Genomic DNA, 20,359 nt, shown 5'->3' with positions numbered 1-20,359 from the left:
TGGTGATCACCGTGAGAAGAAGAGAGGGCCGGGTCCGCCGACCGGGTCCGTGAGCCACCCCACCCCGTAACCGCCCGCCCCGGACGCCTCCTTTACGATGTGATCCGCCCCACACGACCGTGTTTCTACAGCGCTGTAAAAGTTGGCTGTAGAGTGCGCCAGAACGATCGCAACCGGCCTGGCGGGAGGGGGAGATGACGACGAGGAGCGGCCCCCGGCAGCAGGGCGGGCCTCCCCCGGAAGCGGAGGTGCGGTGGGTCTACCAGCCGGTGGAGCTGCAACATCCCGACGGCGGGTGGGAATTGGGCCGGATCAGCGCCTGGTGGCGGGACGGGGCGGGCGAACTGTGGTGCAGGTTGCGTACGATGCGCGGCAGCAGCGGCAGTTGCCCGCAGTGGTTTCCGTACGACCCCGACCGCATGCTCGTCCTGCCGAGCGCGGGCATCTGACGCACCAGAAGGACCAATAGGCGTGCAAGACAGGAACCGGCCCCGGCGGGGCGTGACCTCCGGCCAGAACGGCACTTCCGTCGCCCCCGGCCCCACGGGCCGCACCGGGCGCACCGGCCCCGCCGCGGACGGACCCGGCGTCCCCGGCCCCCGTTCGCGACGGGCCGACCGGACGGGCTCCGGCCCCGGCCGCTCGCGCCGCGCCGCGGGCTCCGGCTCCGGCCGCGGCCGCCGCCCCGGCAAGGCCCGGATGACCCGGCGCGGCCGCATCCTCGCCTGGACCGGTGGCATCCTCGGCGTCCTGCTGCTGATCACGGCCGGCGTCGGCGGCTGGATCTACTTCAAGCTGGACGGCAACATCCACGGCGCGGACGTCGGCAGCCGCCTCGGCGGCGACCGCCCCGCCAACCTCAGCCCCGGCTCGAAGAACATCCTCGTCGTCGGCTCGGACAGCCGCGCGGGCGCCAACGCCAAGTACGGCAAGAACCTGGACACCATGCAGTCGGACACGCTGATGGTGCTGCACATCGCCGCCAACCGCGAGTGGGCCACCGCGGTCTCCTTCCCGCGCGACTCCTGGGTGTCCATCCCCTCCTGCGACAGCGGCAACGGCCGCAAGTCCAAGCCCCACCACTTCAAGATCAACGAAGCCTTCACCATCGGCGGCGAGAGCGGCGACGTGGCCAGCGCGGCGGCCTGCACGATCAAGACCGTCGAGAAGAACACCGGACTGCGCATCGACCACTTCGTCTCGGTCGACTTCCAGGGCTTCAAGGGCATGGTCAACGCCCTGGGCGGCATAAAGGTGTGTCCGAAGACCGCGATCCACGACAAGAAGGCGCACCTCGACATGGAGGCGGGCTGCCAGGAGGTCAGCGACGAGAAGGCGCTCGGCTACGTCCGTACCCGCTACAGCGTCGGCGACGGCTCCGACCTCGGCCGCATCGGCCGCCAGCAGGAGTTCATGAAGGCGCTCGGCGAGAAGGCGCAGTCCAAGCTGACCAGCCCCGGCGCGCTGTACGACTTCCTCGACTCGGCCACCAAGTCGATAACCACGGACAACGACCTGGCGGGCGTCAAGCCGCTGTCCGAACTGGCCTCCACGGTCAAGGACATCCCCAGCAACCGGCTCACGTTCCTGACCGTGCCGAACTACTCGCGCGAGGCGGACGTGCCCACCGACAAGGCCAACGTGGTGTGGCAGTACCCGCAGGCCGGTGACCTCTTCAGCGACCTGGCGCACGACAAGGAGGTCGACAAGGACAAGCTGGCCGCCGAGTCCAAGAAACTGGTCACGGCGCGCTCGGTGAAGGTACGGGTCCTCAACGGCACCGGCACGCCCGGCTACGCGGCCGGCGCGGCGGCGGACCTGCGCAAGATGGGCTTCTCGGTGGTCTCCACCGGCAACGCGGCCCCCGGCGCCAAGGAGACCGCCATCACCTACCCCGCGTCGATGGAGGCGCAGGCGAAGGTGCTCTCCGCCCGGCTGGGGAACGTGAAGGCGGAGAAGGCGGCGGACACGGCGGCCGCGGGGTCGGACGTGGTGACGCTGACGGTCGGCGAGGGGTTCAGTACGACGGGCTGAGCCCGGGCCACCTCGTACGAGAGGGGCTCAGTACGGCGTGCTGAGCCCGGGTCATCTCGTACGAGAGGGCACAGTACGGCGTGCTGAACCCGCGTCACCCCGTACGAGACGGGTTCAGTACGACGAACCGACCCGGCCCCGGGCCACTGCACACGAACCGGAGGAGCGCCGGACGGGCACGCACAGCCCGTCCGGCGCTCCTTCGTTCCTTCGTTCCTTCGTTCCTTCGTCGTGCCCGGGCGTCAGCCCTGCTCCTCCAGATCGCCCTCGGTCTCCAGGAACGCCTCCCGGAGGGCCGCCAGGGTCTCCTTGTCCGGCTCGGCCCACATGCCGCGCGACTCCGCCTCCAGGAGGCGTTCCGCGATGCCGTGCAGGGCCCAGGGGTTGGCCTCCTGGAGGAAGGCGCGGTTCTCCGGGTCGAGGACGTACGTCTGCGCCAGCTTGTCGTACATCCAGTCGGCGACGACGCCGGTCGTGGCGTCGTAACCGAACAAGTAATCGACCGTCGCGGCGAGCTCGAAGGCGCCCTTGTAGCCGTGGCGGCGCATCGCCTCGATCCAGCGCGGGTTGACCACCCGGGCGCGGAAGACCCGGGAGGTCTCCTCGACCAGCGTGCGGGTGCGGACCGTCTCGGGGCGGGTCGAGTCGCCGATGTACGCCTCGGGCGCGGTGCCCTTGAGCGCGCGGACGGTCGCGACCATGCCGCCGTGGTACTGGAAGTAGTCGTCCGAGTCGGCGATGTCGTGCTCGCGGGTGTCGGTGTTCTTCGCCGCCACCGCGATCCGCTTGTACGCGGTCTCCATCTCCTCGCGCGCCGGGCAGCCCTCCAGGCCGCGCCCGTACGCGTAACCGCCCCACACCGTGTAGACCTCGGCGAGGTCCGCGTCGGTGCGCCAGTCGCGGGAGTCGATGAGCTGGAGCAGGCCCGCGCCGTACGTGCCGGGGCGGGAGCCGAAGATCCGGGTGGTGGCCCGGCGCTCGTCGCCGTGCGCGGCCAGGTCGGCCTGGGCGTGGGCGCGGACGAAGTTGACGTCGGCGGGCTCGTCCAGGGACGCGGCGAGCCGTACGGCATCGTCCAGCAGGCCGATGACGTGCGGGAACGCGTCGCGGAAGAAGCCGGAGATACGCAGCGTCACATCGATGCGGGGGCGCCCGAGTTCGTCCGCCGGGATCGGCTCCAGGCCGGTCACGCGGCGCGAGGCGTCGTCCCAGACGGGCCGGATGCCGAGCAGGGCGAGGGCTTCGGCGACGTCGTCACCGGAGGTACGCATCGCGCTCGTCCCCCACAGCGACAGCCCCACCGAGGTCGGCCAGTCGCCGTGATCGGTGCGGTAGCGCTCCAGGAGCGAGTCGGCGAGCGCCTGGCCGGTCTCCCAGGCCAGCTTGCTCGGCACCGCCTTGGGGTCGACGGAGTAGAAGTTACGGCCGGTCGGCAGCACGTTGACCAGGCCGCGCAGCGGCGATCCGGACGGGCCGGCCGGGACGAAGCCGCCGGCCAGCGCGTGCACCGCGTGGTCGATCTCGGCCGTGGTGGCGGCCAGGCGCGGCACGACCTCGCGGGCCGCGAAGGCGAGGATCGCGGCCACCGGCCCGCGCTGCGCCTCGGGCAGCCCGGCGGTGACCCGCTCGGCGGCCGCCGGGTCCCAGCCCGCGTCGTCCATGGCCTGCACCAGGCCGCGGGCGCGTCCCTCGACCTCGTCGGCGGTCGTACGGGTGGCCGCCGACTCGTCCAGGCCCAGCGCCTCGCGCAGGCCGGGCAGCGAGGACGTACCGCCCCAGATCTGCCGGGCGCGCAGGATGGCGAGCACGAGGTTGACGCGTGCCTCGCCCTCCGGCGCGCCGCCGAGCACGTGCAGCCCGTCGCGGATCTGCGCGTCCTTGACCTCGCACAGCCAGCCGTCGACGTGCAGCAGGAAGTCGTCGAAGCCCTCGTCGTCCGGGCGCTCCTCCAGGCCGAGGTCGTGGTGCAGCTTGGCGGCCTGGATCAGCGTCCAGATCTGGGCGCGGATCGCGGGCAGCTTCGCCGGGTCCATGGCGGAGATCGCCGCGTACTCGTCGAGCAGCTGCTCCAGGCGCGCGATGTCGCCGTACGACTCGGCGCGGGCCATCGGCGGTACGAGGTGGTCGACCAGCGTGGCGTGCACCCGGCGCTTGGCCTGGGTGCCCTCGCCCGGGTCGTTGACCAGGAACGGGTAGATCAGCGGCAGGTCGCCGAGGGCCGCGTCCGGGCCGCAGGCGGCGGACAGGCCGGCGTTCTTGCCGGGCAGCCACTCCAGGTTGCCGTGCTTGCCGAGGTGCACCATGGCGTCGGCGCCGAAGCCGCCGTCCTCGCGCGAAGCCGCGATCCAGCGGTAGGCGGCCAGGTAGTGGTGCGACGGCGGCAGATCGGGGTCGTGGTAGATCGCGATCGGGTTCTCGCCGAAACCGCGCGGCGGCTGGATGAGAATGAGCAGATTGCCGCGGCGCAGGGCCGCCAGCACGATGTCGCCGTCCGGGTTCCTGCTCCGGTCCACGAACATCTCGCCGGGCGGCGGACCCCAGTGCTCCTCGACCTGCTCGCGCAGCTCCCGCGGCAGCGTGCCGTACCAGCGCTTGTAGTCGGCGGCCGGGATGCGGACCGGGTTGCGGGCCAGCTGCTCCTCGGTCAGCCACTCCTGGTCGTGGCCGCCCGCCTCGATCAGCGCGTAGATCAGCTCGTCGCCGTCGCCGGACTCCAGCCCCGGCACCGGCTCGTCCCCGAAGTCGTACCCCTCCTCCTGGAGACGGCGCAGCAGCGCGACCGCGCTCGCCGGGGTGTCCAGGCCGACCGCGTTGCCGATGCGGGAGTGCTTGGTCGGGTACGCGGACAGCACCAGCGCCAAGCGCTTGTCGGCGGGCGCGATGTGGCGCAGCCGGGCGTGGCGCACGGCGATGCCGGCGACCCGGGCGGCACGCTCGGGGTCGGCGACGTACACCGGCAGGCCGTCCTCGTCGGTCTCCTTGAAGGAGAACGGGACGGTGATCAGGCGGCCGTCGAACTCCGGCACCGCGATCTGGCTGGCCGCATCCAGCGGGGACAGGCCCTCGTCGTTCTCCTCCCAGGCGCTGCGCGGCCCGGTCAGGCACAGCGCCTGGAGGATCGGCACGTCCAGCGCGGCCAGCGCGCCCGCGTCCCACGCCTCGTCGTCGCCGCCGGCCGACGCCTCGGCGGGCTTGGTGCCACCCGCCGCGAGCACGGTCGTCACGATGGCGTCGGCGGCGCGCAGCTCCTCGATCAGCTCCGGCTCGGGCGCCCGCAGCGAGGCCACGAACAGCGGCATCGGCCGCCCGCCGGCCTCCTCGATCCGCTCGCACAGCGACTCCACGAAGGCGGTGTTGCCGCTCATGTGGTGGGCGCGGTAGTAGAGCACGGCGACCAGCGGGCCGGTCGCGGCGCCCGTGTCGTCCGTACGGGCCACCACCTCGGCGCCCGTCCGTGCCTCCGCCGCCAGGTGCTTCGAGCGCTCCAGGTGGCCCCAGGAGGGCGCGGCGGCCGGCGGCTCGAAGCCGTGGCCGGTCAGCAGCACGGTGTCGGACAGGAAGCGGGCGAGCTGCTCCAGGTTGGCGGGGCCGCCGTGCGCCAGGTAGGCGTGCGCCTCGGCCGCGATGCCGATGGGGACCGTGGAGGCCTCCATGAGCTGCGCGTCCGGCGCCTGTTCGCCGGTGAGCACCACGACGGGCCGGGGCTGGTCGGCGGCGAGGAGCTGGTCCAGGCCCTCCTGCCAGGCGCGCAGGCCGCCGAGGAGGCGCACGACGACCAGGTCGGCGCCCTCCAGGAGCCCGGGCAGCTCGGAGAGGTCGAGCCGGGCGGGGTTGGCGAGCCGGTACGGCACCGGGCCGTCGGCCGCGCGGGCGCTGAGCAGATCGGTGTCGGACGTCGACAGCAGCAGGATCATGGCGGCGTCTGGCCTTCCTCGGGGTCCGCGCCCCGGGCGGTGTCACGGACGGCGGGAGTTCCTGGCTCGCCCGGCGGTGGCCGGGCTCACAGTGGCGGGACCGCGCCGGATTTCCACCGGGCTTCCTCCCTTGGCGCCGTCGCTGGCGTCCGGCGGGCCAGCTGACCCACCGACCTGCATAGTAAGGGCTGCCGCCGACGGCCGGGCGGGGGACCGCCCGAGCCATCGTCGGTATGCTCGCCGCCATGCCGCCCACCCCCGCGATACCCCCGCATCGGGACGAATCCCTCGTACGGGACGGCGGTGACGCCTGCGCAGGGGGCGGCCGCGATGCCCGCGTGCGGGGCTGTGGTGACGCTGTCGTACGGGATGTACGGGACGGTGCGGGCGCTGACGTATCGGAGGGCGGCGGTGCCGTCGTGCCGGAGCGTGGCGATGCCGTCGTACGGGACCGTGGTGACGCCGTTGTACGGGACCGTGACGCCCCCGTGCCGGACCGCGGCGATGCCCTCGTACGGGACCGTGGTGACGCCTGTCCGGGAGCGCTGCGGCTGCACGAAGCGGCCGACGGTTTCCTGGCCCGGCTCCGCCTGCCCGCAGGGCTGCTGACGCCGTCTCAGGCGCTCGCTCTCGCCGATGCCGCCGACCGTCTCGGCGACGGCCACCTCTCCCTCACCTCCCGCGGCAACGCGGAGCTGCGCGGCCTCGCCGCCGACAGTGCCGCGCCCCTCGCCGACCTCCTGCGCACCGCCGGTCTCCTCCCCTCCGACCAACACGAACGCGTCCGCAACATCGTCGCGTCACCGCTCGCCGGACTGGACGGACAAGGCGCCGACGGCGGCGCCGCCGTCCAGGACTGGGCCCGTGAACTGGACCGCCTCCTGTGCGCGAGCGCCACGGCCCCCGCCCTCTCCGGCCGCTTCCTCTTCGCGCTGGACGACGGCCGCGGCGACGTGGCCGCGCTCGGCGCCGATGTGACGTTGATCGCAGAAGCGGGCGGTACGGCGCTGCTGCGCATCGGCGACGACGTGGAGGCGCTGCGGCTGCCCGGCTGCGACGCGCCGCGCGTGGCGCTGAACGCCGCGGAGGCGTTCCTCGCGGTCGCCCGGGAAGCGGGCAACGGGGCGTGGCGCGTACGGGAGCTGCCGCCCGGCTACGGGGCGGCGACGGTCCGCGTACATCTGCGTACGCAACTCGCGGAGTCCTGCGCGACCGCCGCGCCCCCGGCCCCCACCCGCCCGGCCCCGCCCCGGCCGGGCCTGGTCACCACCCCCGACGGCACTTCGGCCACCGCCCTCTCCCTCCTCGCCCCCCTCGGCCGCCTCACCAGCGCCCACCTGCGGGAACTGGCCGCCATCGCCGCCCGGGACGGGGCCGGCGAACTGCGTATGACACCCTGGCGCGGCGTGGTGCTGCCCGGCCTGTCCGCGGAGACGGCCGGTACCAGGCTGCGTGACCTGGCGGCGACCGGCCTGGTCACCGATCCCGCCTCCCCCTGGTACGGACTCGGCGCCTGCACCGGCCGCCCCGGCTGCGCCAAGTCCCTGGCCGACGTACGGGCGGACGCGGTGGCCGCGGTGGCCGCGGTGACAACGGGCACCGCCGTGCCCACTGCGGGCGGCACCGATCCGCTGCCCGTCCACTGGTCGGGCTGCGCGCGTCGCTGCGGCCACCCGCACGGCGCGTGGGTCGATGTCGTGGCCACCGGTGACGCCTACGAAGTGTCCGTACGGGGCACCCGCGACGGGGCGAACGCCGTGACCGCCGTCCCCGCGGCCGAACCCGGCCGCCTCGCCGACGCCGTCGCGACGGCCCGCGCGGCCACCCGTACGCCCCCCGCGACATGACCGAATGACCGGATGAATGACCGAATGACCGAGGGCAACGAAACACAGTGAGCGAGTTCGACTACGAGAAGGACGGGGCGGAGATCTACCGCCAGTCCTTCGCCACCATCCGCGCCGAGGCGGACCTCGCGCAGCTGCCCGAGGACGTCAGCCGGGTCGCCGTCCGGATGATCCACGCCTGCGGCATGACCGACCTCGTACGCGACCTGGCGTACTCCCCGCGGGTCGTCGCCCGCGCGCGCGAGGCGCTGCGCGACGGCGCCCCCATCCTCTGCGACGCCAACATGGTCGCCAGCGGCGTCACCCGCAAGCGGCTGCCCGCGGACAACGAGGTGATCTGCACCCTCGCCGACCCGTCCGTACCGGACCTGGCGAAGCGCATGGGCACCACCCGCAGCGCCGCCGCCCTCGAACTGTGGCGGGACCGCCTGGACGGTGCGGTGGTCGCCGTCGGCAACGCGCCCACCGCGCTGTTCCGCCTCCTGGAGATGATCGAGGAGGGCGCGCCCCGCCCGGCCGCCGTCCTCGGCATACCGGTCGGCTTCATCGGCGCGGCCGAGTCCAAGGACGCGCTGGTCCAGCACCCGTCCGGCCTGGAACACCTGGTGGTACGCGGGCGGCGCGGCGGCAGCGCGATGGCCGCGGCGGCGATCAACGCGATAGCGAGCGTGGAAGAGTGACCGAGCAGCACACCACCCCCGGCCGCACGGCCGAGCGGTCCGGGGCCGCCCCGGGACGTCTGTACGGAGTCGGCCTCGGCCCCGGCGACCCCAACCTGATGACCCTGCGCGCCGTCGAGGTCATCGCCGCCGCCGACGTGATCGCCTACCACAGCGCCCGGCACGGCCGCTCGATCGCGCGCTCCATCGCCGAGCGGCACATCCGGCCCGACCACATCGAAGAGCGCCTGGTCTACCCGGTCACCACGGAGTCGACCGACCACCCCGACGGCTACCGCGGCGCCCTCAACGACTTCTACACCGAGGCCGCCGCCCGCCTCGCCGCCCACCTCGACGCGGGCCGCACCGTCGCCGTGCTCGCCGAGGGCGACCCGCTCTTCTACGGCTCGTACCAGCACATGCACCAGCGCCTGGCCGACCGCTACGAGACCGAGGTCATCCCCGGCGTCACGTCCGTCAGTGCGGCGGCGGCCCGCCTCGGCAAGCCCCTGTGCGAGGCGGACGAGGTGCTGACGATCCTCCCCGGCACCCTGCCGACCGAGGAACTCACCGCCCGCCTCGCCGCCACCGACGCCGCGGTCGTCATGAAGCTCGGCCGCACCTTCCCCTCCGTGCACCAGGCGCTCACCGACTCCGGCCGCCTGCCGGAGGCGGACTACGTCGAGCGCGCCACGATGCCGGGGGAGCGGACGGCACCGTTGTCGGAAGTGGACCCGGCCTCCGTCCCGTACTTCTCCGTCGCCGTGGTCCCCAGCCGCATCGCCACCCCGCCGCCCGCTCCGGCCGCCGGCTCGGTCGTGGTCGTCGGCACCGGCCCGGCCGGCCCCCTGTGGCTGACCCCGGAGTCCCGCGGTGCCCTGGCCTCCGCCACCGACCTGGTCGGCTACACCACCTACCTCGACCGCGTCCCCGTACGCCCCGGCCAGGCGCGCCACGCCTCCGACAACAAGGTCGAGTCCGAACGCGCCGAACTGGCCCTCGACCTGGCCCGCCGCGGCCGCCGGGTCGCGGTCGTCTCCGGCGGCGACCCGGGCATCTTCGCCATGGCGACAGCCGTCCTGGAAGTAGCCGCCCAAGACCCCTACCGCTCCGTCCCCGTACGCGTCCTCCCCGGCGTCACCGCCGCCAACGCGGCAGCCGCCCGCGCGGGCGCGCCCCTCGGCCACGACTACGCGGTGATCTCCCTCTCCGACCGCCTCAAGCCCTGGGAAGTCATCGCCGACCGCCTGCGCGCGGCCGCCACCGCCGACCTGGCGATGGCCCTCTACAACCCCGGCTCCCGCACCCGCACCTGGCAGGTGGCCAAGGCCCGCGCACTCCTCCTGGAACACCGCTCCCCCGACACCCCGGTGGTCATGGCCCGCGACGTGGGCGGCCCCACCGAATCCGTCCGCGTGGTCCCCCTGGCCGCCCTCGCCCCCGAGGAAGTCGACATGCGCACGATCCTCCTGATCGGCTCGTCCCAGACGGAGTCGGTACGGCGCAGCCCGGAGGACGAGCGCGAGACGGTGTGGACGCCGCGGCGGTATCCGGAGAAGTAATCACCCGGGGTGGGCCCGTGGCCCGGGCCCACCCGTCCCGTCGAATCCCCGCCACGATCCCCCCGCCCACCCGGCAGATTCAGCCACCACCGGTCCGGACCGCCGTAGATCACTTACTCTCGGCGCGATCCCGCCCGTACGGCGGGCAGCTCACCGGACAAGCGGGGGAATCACCCACATGACCAGCCAATGGAAGAGGCGGGTGCGCTTACGGCTACGCTCCACGGCGGCCGCCTCCACCCTGCTCCTGCTCGCCGTTTCCCTCACCGGCTGCGCGACCGAGGAGGAACGTTGCGGCCCGGTTCCGTCCACGCGCTACGACGCCGCCGATCTGTACGGTGAGTGGTCTTCTTCCAGAGGAGCCTCACTGGATCTCAAGAATCTCGGCGGCCGGCTCGGCCGCACCTTCCTGACCCACGACTGGCCGAAGAACACAAGCATCGAGCAGGCCACCGCCGAGCCACCCTCTTCGGGCATCATCGGTGACGGCAACTGGGCCGTCTCCCCGGACCGCACCACACTCACCCTTGCCTTCGACCGCATCGACGCCGACCTGGAACGCAGCACGGTCCGTTCCCTGCGGATCGGCGAGGAGAAGGGTCACCCGGTCCTGTACCAACGCCTGGGCGGCGCACCGGACGCGTGCCACGTCCTGAAGTTGAAGCGACGGGGCGACTGAGTCAAGCGCGACTGCTCCCCTTCAGCCCACCGACGAAGGCGCCCCACACCTCATGGGTGAATATCAGCACCGGACCGTCCGGGTCCTTGCTGTCACGTACGGGAACGACCTCCGGGAAGCCGTCGGCAACCTCGACGCAGTTCCCGTCCCCGCCGTTGCTGTGGCTGCTCTTTCGCCACTGCACGGCTGTCGGACCGATGCTTTTCTTCATGCTCTGCTGTCCTCCAACAACCGCTTGATGAACGTGACTGAGTCGCCCGGCTGTAGCGCCAGGTCCCGCAGTTGCTCGTAGGAACGGCGGTACTGCGCCACCTCTGCCGCCTCCTCGATCAGGACGCCCGACTTGTTGCCCTCAAGGTAGGCAACGGTGGCGCCGTCCGCCATCCACAGAAGCGAGAGTGAGCCACCCATCAAGTCGTGCACTCCGGCATTGAGCGGGAGAACCTGGAGGGTGATGTTCGGCGCCTCGCCGGGCTCGACCAAGTGCGCGAGTTGCCGCTGCCAGGCGCCGTCGTCCGCCAAGGGCCGGCGAAGCACCGACTCGTCGAGAATCACCCGGAGACTGGGCGGTTCCGGGCGGCTCAGGATTTCCTGCCTGCCCATGCGTGCGACGACCAGTTCGTCCAGCTCATCGGGGTTGACCGGAGTCGGCGCGGAGGACAGTACGGCCCGGGCATACTCCTCGGTCTGCAACAGACCGGGCATGACCATCATGTACTTGTGCATGAAGGTGGCCATCGATTCGTACCACATGAACCTCTTGTAGCGGTCGGGGAACGTCTCACGGCGTGCCAGTTTCCACAGCCCGACGAGCAGTTGGTCAGTTCCGTAAGCCCGGTCCAACGCCTCCATGACTTCTCGCTTGGAAAGACGCTCACCGTTCTCCAGGCGATTCAAGTACGTCCGGTCGTAGTTGACCTCCTCGGACAACTGAGCCAGCGTTTTCCCCGAAGCGCTGCGCAAGCGTTGCAGCTCCCTCGCGAGCACCTCACGAGCTGACTCTTCCTCGGACTCGGAATCGCGCATAGCCACCTCAACTCCCTGTTGTCCCGCGCGAAGAGCAACGCCGACCTCCCTGCCAGCGCCCCCTTCGGAGGGTAACCATGTTTATACGCAAGGTGTTTGCGTTTCCTTCGACCACTCAAAGGCAGAAGCACATGGCTACGACCGAGCCCATCCGAACCACAAATACGATCAAAATCGCCGAGGAAGCGCGCGACGAACTCCGTACCGCCCTCACCGCCGTCGGCATCAAGCTCCCGACCCTGAGCCTGGACACCCCGTCCATCACCGGCGACATCGCCCGCCCACTCGTCACGCTCGGCCGCTGCACCCCCGAGGTGGCCCGCCGTCTCGCCGCCGTACTCCGGACGTGCTCGACGTGACCGACGAAGAGCCTCGGCCCCCGGCCCCGACCCCGCAACCAGCCCCACCCCCGGACGACGCCGCCCGCCGCGAGGCCTTGGCGGCACGCGTCCGGGAAGCCAACCGATGGAGCGCGTCACGGCCCCGGTGACGGCCGGGTTGGCGGCTATCGGCTTGATAGGGGCTGCGTGCGGGTCAGGCCGCCGGAACGTCCAGCGCCACCTCGTACGCGTACTCCTCGCCGCCCCGTAGGAAAGTGACGTGGACGGCCAGGCTCCGCGCGCCGGGCGGGAGAGCCGGCTGGGCGGTGAGTGTGCCGTCCGTGTGCGAACCGTCGTCGCTGAGGCCGTACGCCCCGCCCCAGTCGCTGTACTCGTTGCCGAGGTCGTCCTCGGCTTCGAAGACCAGCAGGACGGGGCTGCCCCCGGGGCCGTCGGAGTCGTCCGGCAGCGGCGGAGCGACCGTGTAGCCGATGCGGAACGAGTCGTCCTGACGGGTCACGCCACGCAGCGTCAGTTCGTGGCGGCCGTCGAGGACGCGGACGGTGGTGGGGCGGGGCTCACGGCTCATGGCGGGGTCACGCGCTCCCGGGCTTGGGGACCTTGCAGGTGATGTAGCGGTCGGCCGCGGTGTTCGGCTTGGCGCCCTTCAGGAACCAGTAGAACGTCACCTTGTTACCGGTGGCGATGGTGCCGGACCCACCACCCGTGTACTGGTACTTCTTCATGCTCCCGTGGAAGTTGTAGGTGTTCACGGCAGTGTGCGGGCTGTACGGCGGATTGATCGACTTGCCGTTGACGTACGCGTACGGCATGGAGACGACCACCGGTGATCCGAGGTTCGCGCGGGACGTGTGCGACAGCTTGAAGCCCCACGCCAGCGTGCCGCCGTGCGCGCGCTGGAAGGTGACGGTGGATACGGCGTGCTTCCAGGTGCCGGTGCAGAGCTTGTTCGCGGGCGTGCGGAGGTGGACGGCCTCGGCACGCTCCCGGGCCAGCTTCGCGGCCTCCGCCGGGTCCTTCGGAACGGGCCGGTTCAGGTACGCGCCGCCATTGTCGGCGGGCGCCTCGGCGGCTCCGGCCGGAGCGGCGAGGGTGGTGGTGAGGAGGGCGCCGCACGCCACGGCGATCGCTGCGATGGTCTTCTTGAGCACGAGATGTTCCCCCTGAACAGGCATGGCGGCCACCCCGGCGGCCAGGCAGGGTCAGACCGGGTCGGGCCGCTGCTCGGGTGGCATGGCCCCAACAGTCTCGGCCGACCGGATCACCGGGGACAACGGCTCGCCCGTATGCGTCCCGTCAAAAGCGACCGGAAGGCGCAAAGAAAGCAGCAGATCAGCCGAGGCGTATCCGGAGCCATGCGATCGCGTCCCCCACCGTCTCCACCACCGGCACCCCCTCCGGCACCGCCGGCCGCCGCACCACCACAACCGGTACCCCCGCCTCTCGCGCCGCCGTCAGTTTCGGGGCCGTGGCCGCGGCGCCGCTGTCCTTGGTCACCAGGACGTCGATGCGGTGGTCCGAGAGAAGCGCGCGTTCGCCTTCGAGGGTGAAGGGGCCCCGGTCGAGGAGGACCTCCATGCGCGGCGGGAAAGGTGGCTCGGGGGCGTCCACCGAGCGGACCAGGAACCACTGGTCGGTGAGGTGGGCGAAGGTGGCGAGGCCCATGCGGCCGGTGGTGAGGAAGACGCGGTGGCCGAGTCCTCGTACGGCTTCCGCGGCCTCGGCCAGGGACGCCACCGGGTGCCAGTCGTCGCCGGGCTCCGGGACCCAGCCGGGCCTGCGGAGGGCGAGCAGGGGAACATGGGCGGTGGCGGCCGCCTGCGCCGCGTTGAAACTGATCGTGCCGGCGAAGGGATGGGTGGCGTCGATGAGCGCGTCCACCGCGTGCTCGCGCAGCCAGTGTGCGAGGCCGTCCGGGCCTCCGAATCCGCCGATGCGGACCTCGCCGGCCGGGAGCCGCGGCGCGGCCACCCGGCCCGCCAGGGATGTGGTGACGCGCAGGCCGGGGAGCCGGTCCGCCGGGCCGGTCGCGGCGGGGAACCGGTCCGCCAGGTCGGCGGCCAGGGCGCGGGCCTCGGTCGTGCCGCCGAGGATCAGGACGTGCGGGCGGCGTGCGGAGCCGGCGGGGGCGCTCATGGCGGGCGGGTTTCTCCATGGGTGAGGCGCGTACGGGTACGGGTGCGGACACGAACGGTACGGGAGGCCGCGCCGGGGAGCCCACGGCCGGTGCGGGCAGCGCCACCGGCGGCCGTACCGCCCAGCTCGCGCACACCGGGCTGCGGCACGGCTGGACGACCGGGGCCTGTGCCACCGCGGCGACCACGGCGGCGTACACGGCCCTGTTGACGGGGGACTTTCCCGATCCGGTGCGGATCACCCTGCCGAAGGGGCAGACGCCCGCGTTCGCGTTGGCCGCGGAGGAGATGGCCGAGGACCGCGCCGTGGCCATGGCAGCGGTCGTGAAGGACGCGGGGGATGACCCCGATGTCACGCACGGGGCGCTGATCCGCGCCACCGTGCGCCGGCTCCCGGCGGGGAGTGGCGTGGTGTTCAAGGCCGGGCCGGGGGTGGGTACGGTCACCCGTCCCGGGCTGCCGCTCGATGTGGGCGAGCCGGCCGTCAATCCCGTACCCCGGCAGATGATGCGTGAGCATGTCGCCGAGGTCGCGGCGCGCTACGGGGGCGGCGGGGACGTCGAGATCGAGCTGTCGGTCGATCACGGTGAGGAGATCGCGCGCAGTACGTGGAATCCCCGGCTGGGGATCCTGGGCGGGCTGTCGATCCTGGGGACGACGGGGATCGTCGTGCCGTACTCGTGCTCGGCGTGGATCGACTCGATCCGGCGCGGCGTGGACGTGGCGCGCGCGGCGGGCCGTACGCATGTGGCCGGGTGCACCGGCTCGACCTCGGAGAAGGTCGTGGTGGCCGAGCACGGTCTGCCCGAGGACGCGCTGCTGGACATGGGGGACTTCGCGGGCGCGGTGCTGAAGTACGTACGGCGGCACCCGGTACCCCGGCTGACGGTCTGCGGCGGCTTCGCGAAGCTGTCCAAGCTGGCGGCGGGCCACCTCGATCTGCATTCGGCGCGTTCGCAGGTGGACAAGGGGTTCCTCGCGGAGCTGGCCCGGCAGGGCGGCGCGGACGAGGCGCTGGCGGGCGAGGTGGCGACGGCCAACACGGGGCTGGCCGCCCTCCAGCTGTGCGCGGCGCGCGGCGTGCCGCTCGGCGACCTGGTGGCCGCGACCGCCCGCGACGAGGCCCTGGCGGTGCTGCGCGGCGCCCCGGTCGCGGTGGACGTGATCTGCATCGACCGGGCGGGGAACGTGGTGGGGCGGGCCGCGCCGCGCGGGCCCCGGGACGCCTCCTAGGCCGGGCCCGACGCCCCCTCGAACGGCACGTCCTTCGCATACGCGACGATCTCCACCTCGTCGCCCAGCGCCCATTCCGCCACCCGCGAGGCCATCGCCGCCGGGACGCCCTCGGTCTCCCCGGGGGCGGGCGGCACGTCGTACGTACCGTGCGCGTCGTGCGGCAGGACGACGCGGTACTTCCGCTCCAGGGCGCTGCGCGCGGTCGCCAGTACACACATCTCGGACATCACGCCGCAGACGACGAGGGACCGCACTCCGGATTCGGTGAGCAGGCCGCCGAGCGGGGTGTCGTGGAAGCCGTCGTCCTCGGTCTTGCGGATCACGACCTCTCGGGGGCCGGGGGTCACCGGCAGGTGCAGCTCCCAGCCCTTGGTGCCCGTTTCGTCGGACATGCCGGGCGCGCCGTCGTTCTGGAGGTGGACGATCAGGGCGCCGGCGGCCCGGGCGCGGCCGACCAGGTCCTCGATGTGCTGCTGGACGGCCGCCGCGTGCGGCGCCGCCTCCTCGCCCTCGAAGAACGCCGACTGGACGTCCACGACGATCAGGGCCTCGACGGGCCGCACGCCGTTCCCGCTCCCGCTCTCCACGGGCCGTACGCCGCTCTCGCTCACGCTCACCCCTGGCCGCACGCTGTCGCTCATCCGGCCGATCCTGCTGCCCCGGCCGCTCCCGATCAACCCGTTATCCGGCCTGTCCGGCCCCGCCGGTTCCCGCCGCACACCCCCGCTCCCGCTCCGTCGAGTACAGGTGGCTGTCCCGGAACTGCGAGGCGCCCAGCGTGCGGCCGACCATGATGACCGCCGTACGGACCACGCCCGCCGCCTTCACCTGGTCCGCGATGTCGGACAGGGTGCCGCGCAGCACCAGTTCGTCGGGGCGGGAGGCCATCGCGACGACCGCGGCGGGGCAGTCGGCGCCGTAGTGCGGGAGGAGTTCGGCGACGACCCGGTCCACGTAGCGGGCCGCGAGGTGCAGGACCAGGAGGGCGCGGCTGCGGCCGAGCGTGGCCAGGTCCTCGCCCTCCGGCATGGGGGTGGCCTGCTGGGCGATACGGGTGAGGACGACGGTCTGGCCGACGGTGGGGACGGTCAGCTCGCGCTTGAGGGCGGCCGCCGCGGCGGCGAACGCCGGGACGCCGGGGACGACCTCGTACGGCACGCCCGCCGCGTCCAGGCGGCGCATCTGCTCGGCCACGGCGCTGAAGACGGACGGGTCGCCGGAGTGCAGCCGGGCCACGTCCTTGCCCTCCTCGTGGGCGCGCACCAGCTCCGCGGTGATCCGGTCGAGGTCCAGGTTCGCGGTGTCGACCAGGCGCGCGCCGGGCGGGCACTCGTCGAGCAGTTCGCGCGGTACCAGGCTGCCGGCGTACAGGCACACCTCGCAGCGGGCCAGCGTACGGGCGCCGCGCAGCGTGATCAGGTCGGCGGCGCCCGGTCCGGCGCCGATGAAGTGGACGGTCACTGTGCGTCTCCTGGGGCTGAGGGGGTGGGGGGAGGGCCGGAGGGGGCGTCGGTTCTCGTCACCGACCACTGCGTCACCGGCATCGCCTGCCGCCACCCGGTGAAGCCGCCCACCGGTACGGCGTGCGCCACCGCGAGCCGTACGAGGTCGCCGCCGTGCCGCCGGTACCAGTCGGCGAGCAGCGCCTCGGACTCCAGCGTGACCGTGTTGGCGACCAGCCGGCCGCCGGGCGGCAGCGCCGCCCAGCACGCCTCCAGGAGGCCGGGCGCGGTCAGGCCGCCGCCGATGAACACGGCGTCGGGCGTCGGGAGGCCGGCGAGCGCTCCGGGCGCGGGGCCGGTGACCACGCGCAGGGCCGGTACGCCGAGCGCGGCCGCGTTCCGGGAGATGCGTCCGGCCCGTACGGCGTCCCGCTCGACGGCGACGGCTCGGCAGGTGCGGTGGGTGCGCATCCACTCGATGCCGATGGAGCCGGAGCCGCCGCCGACGTCCCACAGCAGTTCGCCGGGCGCGGGGGCCAGCGCGGCGAGCGTGGCGGCGCGGATGTGGCGCTTGGTCAGCTGTCCGTCGTGCTCGTACGCGTCGTCCGGCAGGCCGGGGGCGGCGGCGAGGCGCAGGGCGTCCGGGGCGCGGACGCAGTCCAGGGCGATGACGTTGAGCGGGTCGGTGCGGTCGGCGGCGGTGGGCGGCCAGTCCTCCGCCGTGCTCTCGTACTGGCGCTCGCGCGGGCCGCCGAGCTGTTCCAGTACGCGCATCCGGGTCGGCCCGAAGCCGCGCTCCCGCAGCAGCCCGGCGACCTCCGCGGGCGTCCCGGCGCCGGCGGAGAGGACGAGCAGGCGGCGGCCGTCGTGCAGGGCGGCCGTCAGGCCCGCGAGGGGGCGGCCCACGAGGGTGACGACCTCCGTGTCCTCGACCGGCCAGCCGAGGCGGGCGCACGCGTACGAGACGGAGGACGGGTGCGGCAGCACGCGGGGCGGCGCGGCGCCCGTCTCGCCGAGCACCTCGGCCAGCGTCCGCCCGATGCCGTAGAACATCGGATCGCCGCTGGCCAGGACGCACACTTCGCGCCCGGCGTGCGCGGCGAGCAGGCCCGGTACGGCGGGCCGCAGCGGCGACGGCCACGGGACGCGCTCGCCCGTGCACTCGGCGGGCAGCAGCGCGAGCTGCCGCGCGCCCCCGATGAGCGTCCCGGCGCCGCGCAGCGCTTCCCGGGAGGCCGCGGGCAGGCCGTCCCAGCCGTCGGCGCCGATGCCGACGACGGTGACTCGGGAGGCGGCAGGAGCCGGGTCTGGGGTGTGCGGCGCGGGCGCTGCGGGCGGGGCGGGGCTCACTGCCGGTTACCTCGGGGCTTCGGTCGTACGGGAGTCGGAGGGGGCGGACGGGCCGCGGGGCGGCGGCACCGCACGGTGGTACGGGAAGCACGACCGGTCCGGCGGACGCGGCCGTCAACCCGGCACGGACCATCCGGACGGGGCGTTTCAAGGGTAAGAGGCGGTCCACGGCGGCTTCGCGGGCGGTCCCGTACACCCGGTTGCGCGGGTATCGCCACAAGCTCTCCCGAATTCGTTTCGTGGCCGCATAATTGGCTACTCCTAGTAATCGTGGTTTCACCGAGCGATGCTCTTCGGTGAAGCGCGACACGGGCACCGAGGGAAGGCGCTGGGAACATGGACACAGTCGAACGCGTGACGGCGGACGAGACGGTCACGGACGCGGAAGCCGCACGGGACGAACTACGGGACGCGCTGGCCGGAGTGGGCATCACCCTCCCGTCCCTGGGCCTGGACGGCCCGTCGCTGGCGGCCGACGCGCCACGGCCCCTGGTCGAACTGGGCCGCTGCGCACCCGAGGTGGCCCGGCGGCTGGCGGCCGCGCTGCGGCGCACGGGCCGGGACCGATGACGACGCCCCGGGCCGGTGACGGTCCGGCGGGGTGAGGACCCGGTGGACGGCTGCCCGGCGTACGCGCACCCGTAGGTCCACGCTGCCCCGGGCACCGCACCCCACCAGCCGCCACACGGAGCGACGGCATCCCGTCCGACCTCGTACGCAAGGTTTTCTCAAGGGCCGGTACAGCTTTCCGTCCAGGCCCCCGGGCACCACCTCCCCGCAACCGGCCGGGGCGTCCGCATGGGACGCGCCGGTTCGATCGGACAGGGGGGATGTCATGGGGGCATGGAGCGTGCTCGACAAAAGCTCACCACAGCCGTTACGCGAATGGCTGACGCTGACCGGCCGTAAGCGGGTCCTGGTCGTCGCCCACACGGTGACGTACATCAAGCGCCTCCAGGAAGTGTTCTCGCTCCTGGAGTCCGACCTGCGCGTGCAGGTCCTGTTCACCGCTCCGCCGCACCCGTTCGGGGACGGCGTGGCCCAGCTTCTCCACCGGCTCGGCAGCGCGGTGCTGCCGTGGGAGAAAGCGGCCCGGATGGAATTCGACCTCGCGCTGGCGGCGGGGCCCAGGGGGCTGGGCGAGATCAGCGCGCCGCTGATCACGCTGCCGCACGGGGCCAACTACCTCAAGCGGGTCACCGAAGGTCCCGAGACGCGCGTGGCCGGGCTCGGGCGCGCGGACATCGTCCCGGACGGCCGGTGCCTGCCGGCCGCCGTGGTCCTGCCGCACCGGGACGACCTGCACGGACTGGCACAGCTGTGCCCGGAAGCCCTGCCGGTGGCCTCCGTCGTCGGGGACCCGGTGCACGACCGGATCGTGGCCAGCCTTCCCCGCCGCGCCGCCTACCGCCGCGCGCTCGGGATCCGGAAGGGGCAGCAGCTCATCGCCGTCGTCTCCACCTGGGGCACGCGGTCGTCCTTCGGGTCGATCGAAGCGCTGCTGCCGCGGCTCATCGGCGAACTGGCCGGCGCGAACCGGCGGGTGGCCATCCTGCTCCACCCCAACGTCTGGTCCGGCCACGGCGCATGGCAGGTACGGGCCTGGCTGGCGCGGTGCCGGGAGTACGGCATCGCCGTCGTACCGCCCGAGGCGGACTGGCGCTCCGTGCTGCTGGCCGCCGACCGGATCATCGGGGACCACGGGTCGGTGACGCTGTACGGCACGCTGACCCGGGCCCCGATCCTGCTCGCCGTGTCACCGGAAGCGGAGATCAATCCCGCGTCGCCCGCGGCGACCCTCGCCCGGACGGCCCCGGCGCTCTCCCCGGGCCATTCCCTCACCAGCCAGCTGGAATACGCGGCCGCCGAATACCGGGAACACCAGCACGTGGAATACGCGGCCATCGCGGCCCGCATCACCTCGGAACCAGGGCGGTTCTCGCGGAACATGCGGGCATTGATGTACCGCGTACTGGGCCTGGGCCAGCCCGCACACCCGGCCGGCACCCGGCCGCTGCCGCTTCCTCCACCGCTGGATTTCTGGTCCGCCCCCGCGGCGGACGCGGACACCGGCACCGAGGCGACGGCATGACCGCCGTACCGGACCGTTCGGCCCGCCCGGCCCCGCGGTGGC

19 protein-coding genes and 1 riboswitch are annotated in these 20,359 nt (G+C 73.1%); of the genes, 10 read left to right on the top strand and 9 right to left on the bottom strand.

Annotated elements, in window-relative coordinates; all coding sequences use genetic code 11:
• The first annotated feature begins 194 nt into the window (after positions 1-194).
• Complete coding sequence (locus CP973_RS01850) at positions 195-449, top strand: hypothetical protein (RefSeq protein WP_244409240.1); 255 nt, start codon at positions 195-197, stop codon at positions 447-449.
• A gap of 250 nt (positions 450-699) precedes the next feature.
• Positions 700-2,034, top strand: a complete 1,335-nt coding sequence (locus tag CP973_RS01845) for an LCP family protein (protein WP_150242999.1) — start codon at positions 700-702, stop codon at positions 2,032-2,034.
• A 242-nt stretch (positions 2,035-2,276) separates the two neighbouring features.
• On the opposite strand, the gene cobN is transcribed toward CP973_RS01845, so the two are convergent.
• The gene (gene cobN / locus CP973_RS01840; RefSeq protein ID WP_150236995.1) at positions 2,277-5,948 is read right to left on the bottom strand and encodes a cobaltochelatase subunit CobN; all 3,672 of its coding nucleotides are present in this window, start codon (positions 5,946-5,948) and stop codon (positions 2,277-2,279) included.
• A gap of 55 nt (positions 5,949-6,003) precedes the next feature.
• A riboswitch (cobalamin riboswitch) is annotated at positions 6,004-6,076 on the bottom strand.
• A gap of 117 nt (positions 6,077-6,193) precedes the next feature.
• Here cobN and cobG point away from each other — a divergent pair.
• From cobG to CP973_RS01820, 4 genes are all read left to right on the top strand, one after another.
• Positions 6,194-7,795: a precorrin-3B synthase gene (cobG, locus tag CP973_RS01835; RefSeq protein ID WP_244409239.1), complete on the top strand. Its 1,602-nt coding sequence runs from the start codon at positions 6,194-6,196 to the stop codon at positions 7,793-7,795.
• Positions 7,796-7,842: 47 nt separating this feature from the next.
• Positions 7,843-8,475 (top strand): precorrin-8X methylmutase, encoded by a 633-nt coding sequence (locus CP973_RS01830; protein ID WP_150236991.1) that lies wholly within the window; start codon positions 7,843-7,845, stop codon positions 8,473-8,475.
• A complete protein-coding gene (locus CP973_RS01825; protein ID WP_150236989.1) occupies positions 8,472-10,016 on the top strand; it encodes a precorrin-2 C(20)-methyltransferase in 1,545 nt (514 codons plus the stop codon). Before CP973_RS01830 ends, CP973_RS01825 begins: the two co-directional genes overlap by 4 nt.
• A 178-nt stretch (positions 10,017-10,194) precedes the next feature.
• Positions 10,195-10,695 carry a hypothetical protein gene (locus CP973_RS01820; protein WP_150236987.1) on the top strand — a complete coding sequence of 167 codons (501 nt, stop codon included), beginning with the start codon at positions 10,195-10,197 and terminating at the stop codon, positions 10,693-10,695.
• 1 nt (position 10,696) lies between these two features.
• Here the strand turns inward: CP973_RS01820 and CP973_RS01815 are convergent, their stop codons facing one another.
• Positions 10,697-10,906, bottom strand: a complete 210-nt coding sequence (locus tag CP973_RS01815) for a DUF397 domain-containing protein (protein WP_150236984.1) — start codon at positions 10,904-10,906, stop codon at positions 10,697-10,699.
• Positions 10,903-11,721 (bottom strand): helix-turn-helix domain-containing protein, encoded by an 819-nt coding sequence (locus CP973_RS01810; RefSeq protein ID WP_341874785.1) that lies wholly within the window; start codon positions 11,719-11,721, stop codon positions 10,903-10,905. The genes CP973_RS01815 and CP973_RS01810 overlap by 4 nt, the downstream gene beginning before the upstream one ends.
• Before the next feature lie 131 nt (positions 11,722-11,852).
• Here CP973_RS01810 and CP973_RS01805 point away from each other — a divergent pair, with 131 nt between their 5' ends.
• Positions 11,853-12,080, top strand: a complete 228-nt coding sequence (locus CP973_RS01805) for a hypothetical protein (RefSeq protein WP_030662600.1) — start codon at positions 11,853-11,855, stop codon at positions 12,078-12,080.
• A gap of 175 nt (positions 12,081-12,255) precedes the next feature.
• Here the strand turns inward: CP973_RS01805 and CP973_RS01800 are convergent, their stop codons facing one another.
• The 3 genes from CP973_RS01800 to CP973_RS01790 all read right to left on the bottom strand — a co-directional run bounded on the left by CP973_RS01800 (position 12,256) and on the right by CP973_RS01790 (position 14,198).
• Entirely contained in the window at positions 12,256-12,630 is a 375-nt protein-coding gene (locus CP973_RS01800) for a hypothetical protein (protein WP_244409238.1), read from the bottom strand.
• A gap of 7 nt (positions 12,631-12,637) precedes the next feature.
• Positions 12,638-13,237, bottom strand: a complete 600-nt coding sequence (locus CP973_RS01795) for a hypothetical protein (RefSeq protein ID WP_150236980.1) — start codon at positions 13,235-13,237, stop codon at positions 12,638-12,640.
• 157 nt (positions 13,238-13,394) lie between these two features.
• Complete coding sequence (locus CP973_RS01790) at positions 13,395-14,198, bottom strand: cobalt-precorrin-6A reductase (RefSeq protein WP_150236978.1); 804 nt, start codon at positions 14,196-14,198, stop codon at positions 13,395-13,397.
• 17 nt (positions 14,199-14,215) lie between these two features.
• Here CP973_RS01790 and CP973_RS01785 point away from each other — a divergent pair, with 17 nt between their 5' ends.
• Positions 14,216-15,430: a cobalt-precorrin-5B (C(1))-methyltransferase gene (locus tag CP973_RS01785; protein ID WP_150236976.1), complete on the top strand. Its 1,215-nt coding sequence runs from the start codon at positions 14,216-14,218 to the stop codon at positions 15,428-15,430.
• On the opposite strand, the gene CP973_RS01780 is transcribed toward CP973_RS01785, so the two are convergent.
• The 3 genes from CP973_RS01780 to cbiE are packed head-to-tail and all read right to left on the bottom strand — an operon-like array spanning position 15,427 to position 18,225.
• Entirely contained in the window at positions 15,427-16,074 is a 648-nt protein-coding gene (locus tag CP973_RS01780; RefSeq protein ID WP_244409237.1) for a cysteine hydrolase family protein, read from the bottom strand. The two genes, CP973_RS01785 and CP973_RS01780, sit on opposite strands and share 4 nt — an antisense overlap.
• A 40-nt stretch (positions 16,075-16,114) precedes the next feature.
• Positions 16,115-16,894: a precorrin-4 C(11)-methyltransferase gene (cobM, locus tag CP973_RS01775; protein WP_150236974.1), complete on the bottom strand. Its 780-nt coding sequence runs from the start codon at positions 16,892-16,894 to the stop codon at positions 16,115-16,117.
• Positions 16,891-18,225 (bottom strand): precorrin-6y C5,15-methyltransferase (decarboxylating) subunit CbiE, encoded by a 1,335-nt coding sequence (gene cbiE / locus CP973_RS01770; protein ID WP_150236971.1) that lies wholly within the window; start codon positions 18,223-18,225, stop codon positions 16,891-16,893. The genes cobM and cbiE overlap by 4 nt, the downstream gene beginning before the upstream one ends.
• Before the next feature lie 336 nt (positions 18,226-18,561).
• On the opposite strand from cbiE, the gene CP973_RS01765 reads away from it, so the two are divergent.
• Positions 18,562-18,795, top strand: coding sequence for a hypothetical protein (locus CP973_RS01765; protein WP_150236958.1), 234 nt, complete (start codon positions 18,562-18,564; stop codon positions 18,793-18,795).
• 265 nt (positions 18,796-19,060) lie between these two features.
• Positions 19,061-20,317, top strand: a complete 1,257-nt coding sequence (locus CP973_RS01760) for a hypothetical protein (protein WP_208853118.1) — start codon at positions 19,061-19,063, stop codon at positions 20,315-20,317.
• The last annotated feature ends 42 nt before the right edge of the window (positions 20,318-20,359 follow it).

The sequence above is a fragment of the Streptomyces albofaciens JCM 4342 genome, from assembly GCF_008634025.1.
Taxonomy (GTDB): domain Bacteria; phylum Actinomycetota; class Actinomycetes; order Streptomycetales; family Streptomycetaceae; genus Streptomyces; species Streptomyces albofaciens.
Note: the sequence above shows the minus strand (reverse complement) of the source record. Positions and strands in the feature narration are given on the sequence as shown.

Bases quoted from the DNA above. Each gene is read 5' to 3' on its own strand.
- CP973_RS01785 (WP_150236976.1), top strand. From the start codon at position 14,216: ATGGGTGAGGCGCGTACGGGTACGGGTGCGGACACGAACGGTACGGGA.
- CP973_RS01820 (WP_150236987.1), top strand. From the start codon at position 10,195: ATGACCAGCCAATGGAAGAGGCGGGTGCGCTTACGGCTACGCTCCACG.
- CP973_RS01810 (WP_341874785.1), bottom strand. From the start codon at position 11,721: ATGCGCGATTCCGAGTCCGAGGAAGAGTCAGCTCGTGAGGTGCTCGCG.
- CP973_RS01845 (WP_150242999.1), top strand. From the start codon at position 700: ATGACCCGGCGCGGCCGCATCCTCGCCTGGACCGGTGGCATCCTCGGC.
- CP973_RS01790 (WP_150236978.1), bottom strand. From the start codon at position 14,198: ATGAGCGCCCCCGCCGGCTCCGCACGCCGCCCGCACGTCCTGATCCTC.
- CP973_RS01805 (WP_030662600.1), top strand. From the start codon at position 11,853: ATGGCTACGACCGAGCCCATCCGAACCACAAATACGATCAAAATCGCC.
- cobN (WP_150236995.1), bottom strand. From the start codon at position 5,948: ATGATCCTGCTGCTGTCGACGTCCGACACCGATCTGCTCAGCGCCCGC.
- CP973_RS01795 (WP_150236980.1), bottom strand. From the start codon at position 13,237: ATGCCTGTTCAGGGGGAACATCTCGTGCTCAAGAAGACCATCGCAGCG.
- CP973_RS01760 (WP_208853118.1), top strand. From the start codon at position 19,061: ATGGGGGCATGGAGCGTGCTCGACAAAAGCTCACCACAGCCGTTACGC.
- cobG (WP_244409239.1), top strand. From the start codon at position 6,194: ATGCCGCCCACCCCCGCGATACCCCCGCATCGGGACGAATCCCTCGTA.
- CP973_RS01850 (WP_244409240.1), top strand. From the start codon at position 195: ATGACGACGAGGAGCGGCCCCCGGCAGCAGGGCGGGCCTCCCCCGGAA.
- CP973_RS01800 (WP_244409238.1), bottom strand. From the start codon at position 12,630: ATGAGCCGTGAGCCCCGCCCCACCACCGTCCGCGTCCTCGACGGCCGC.
- CP973_RS01780 (WP_244409237.1), bottom strand. From the start codon at position 16,074: ATGAGCGACAGCGTGCGGCCAGGGGTGAGCGTGAGCGAGAGCGGCGTA.
- CP973_RS01765 (WP_150236958.1), top strand. From the start codon at position 18,562: ATGGACACAGTCGAACGCGTGACGGCGGACGAGACGGTCACGGACGCG.
- CP973_RS01815 (WP_150236984.1), bottom strand. From the start codon at position 10,906: ATGAAGAAAAGCATCGGTCCGACAGCCGTGCAGTGGCGAAAGAGCAGC.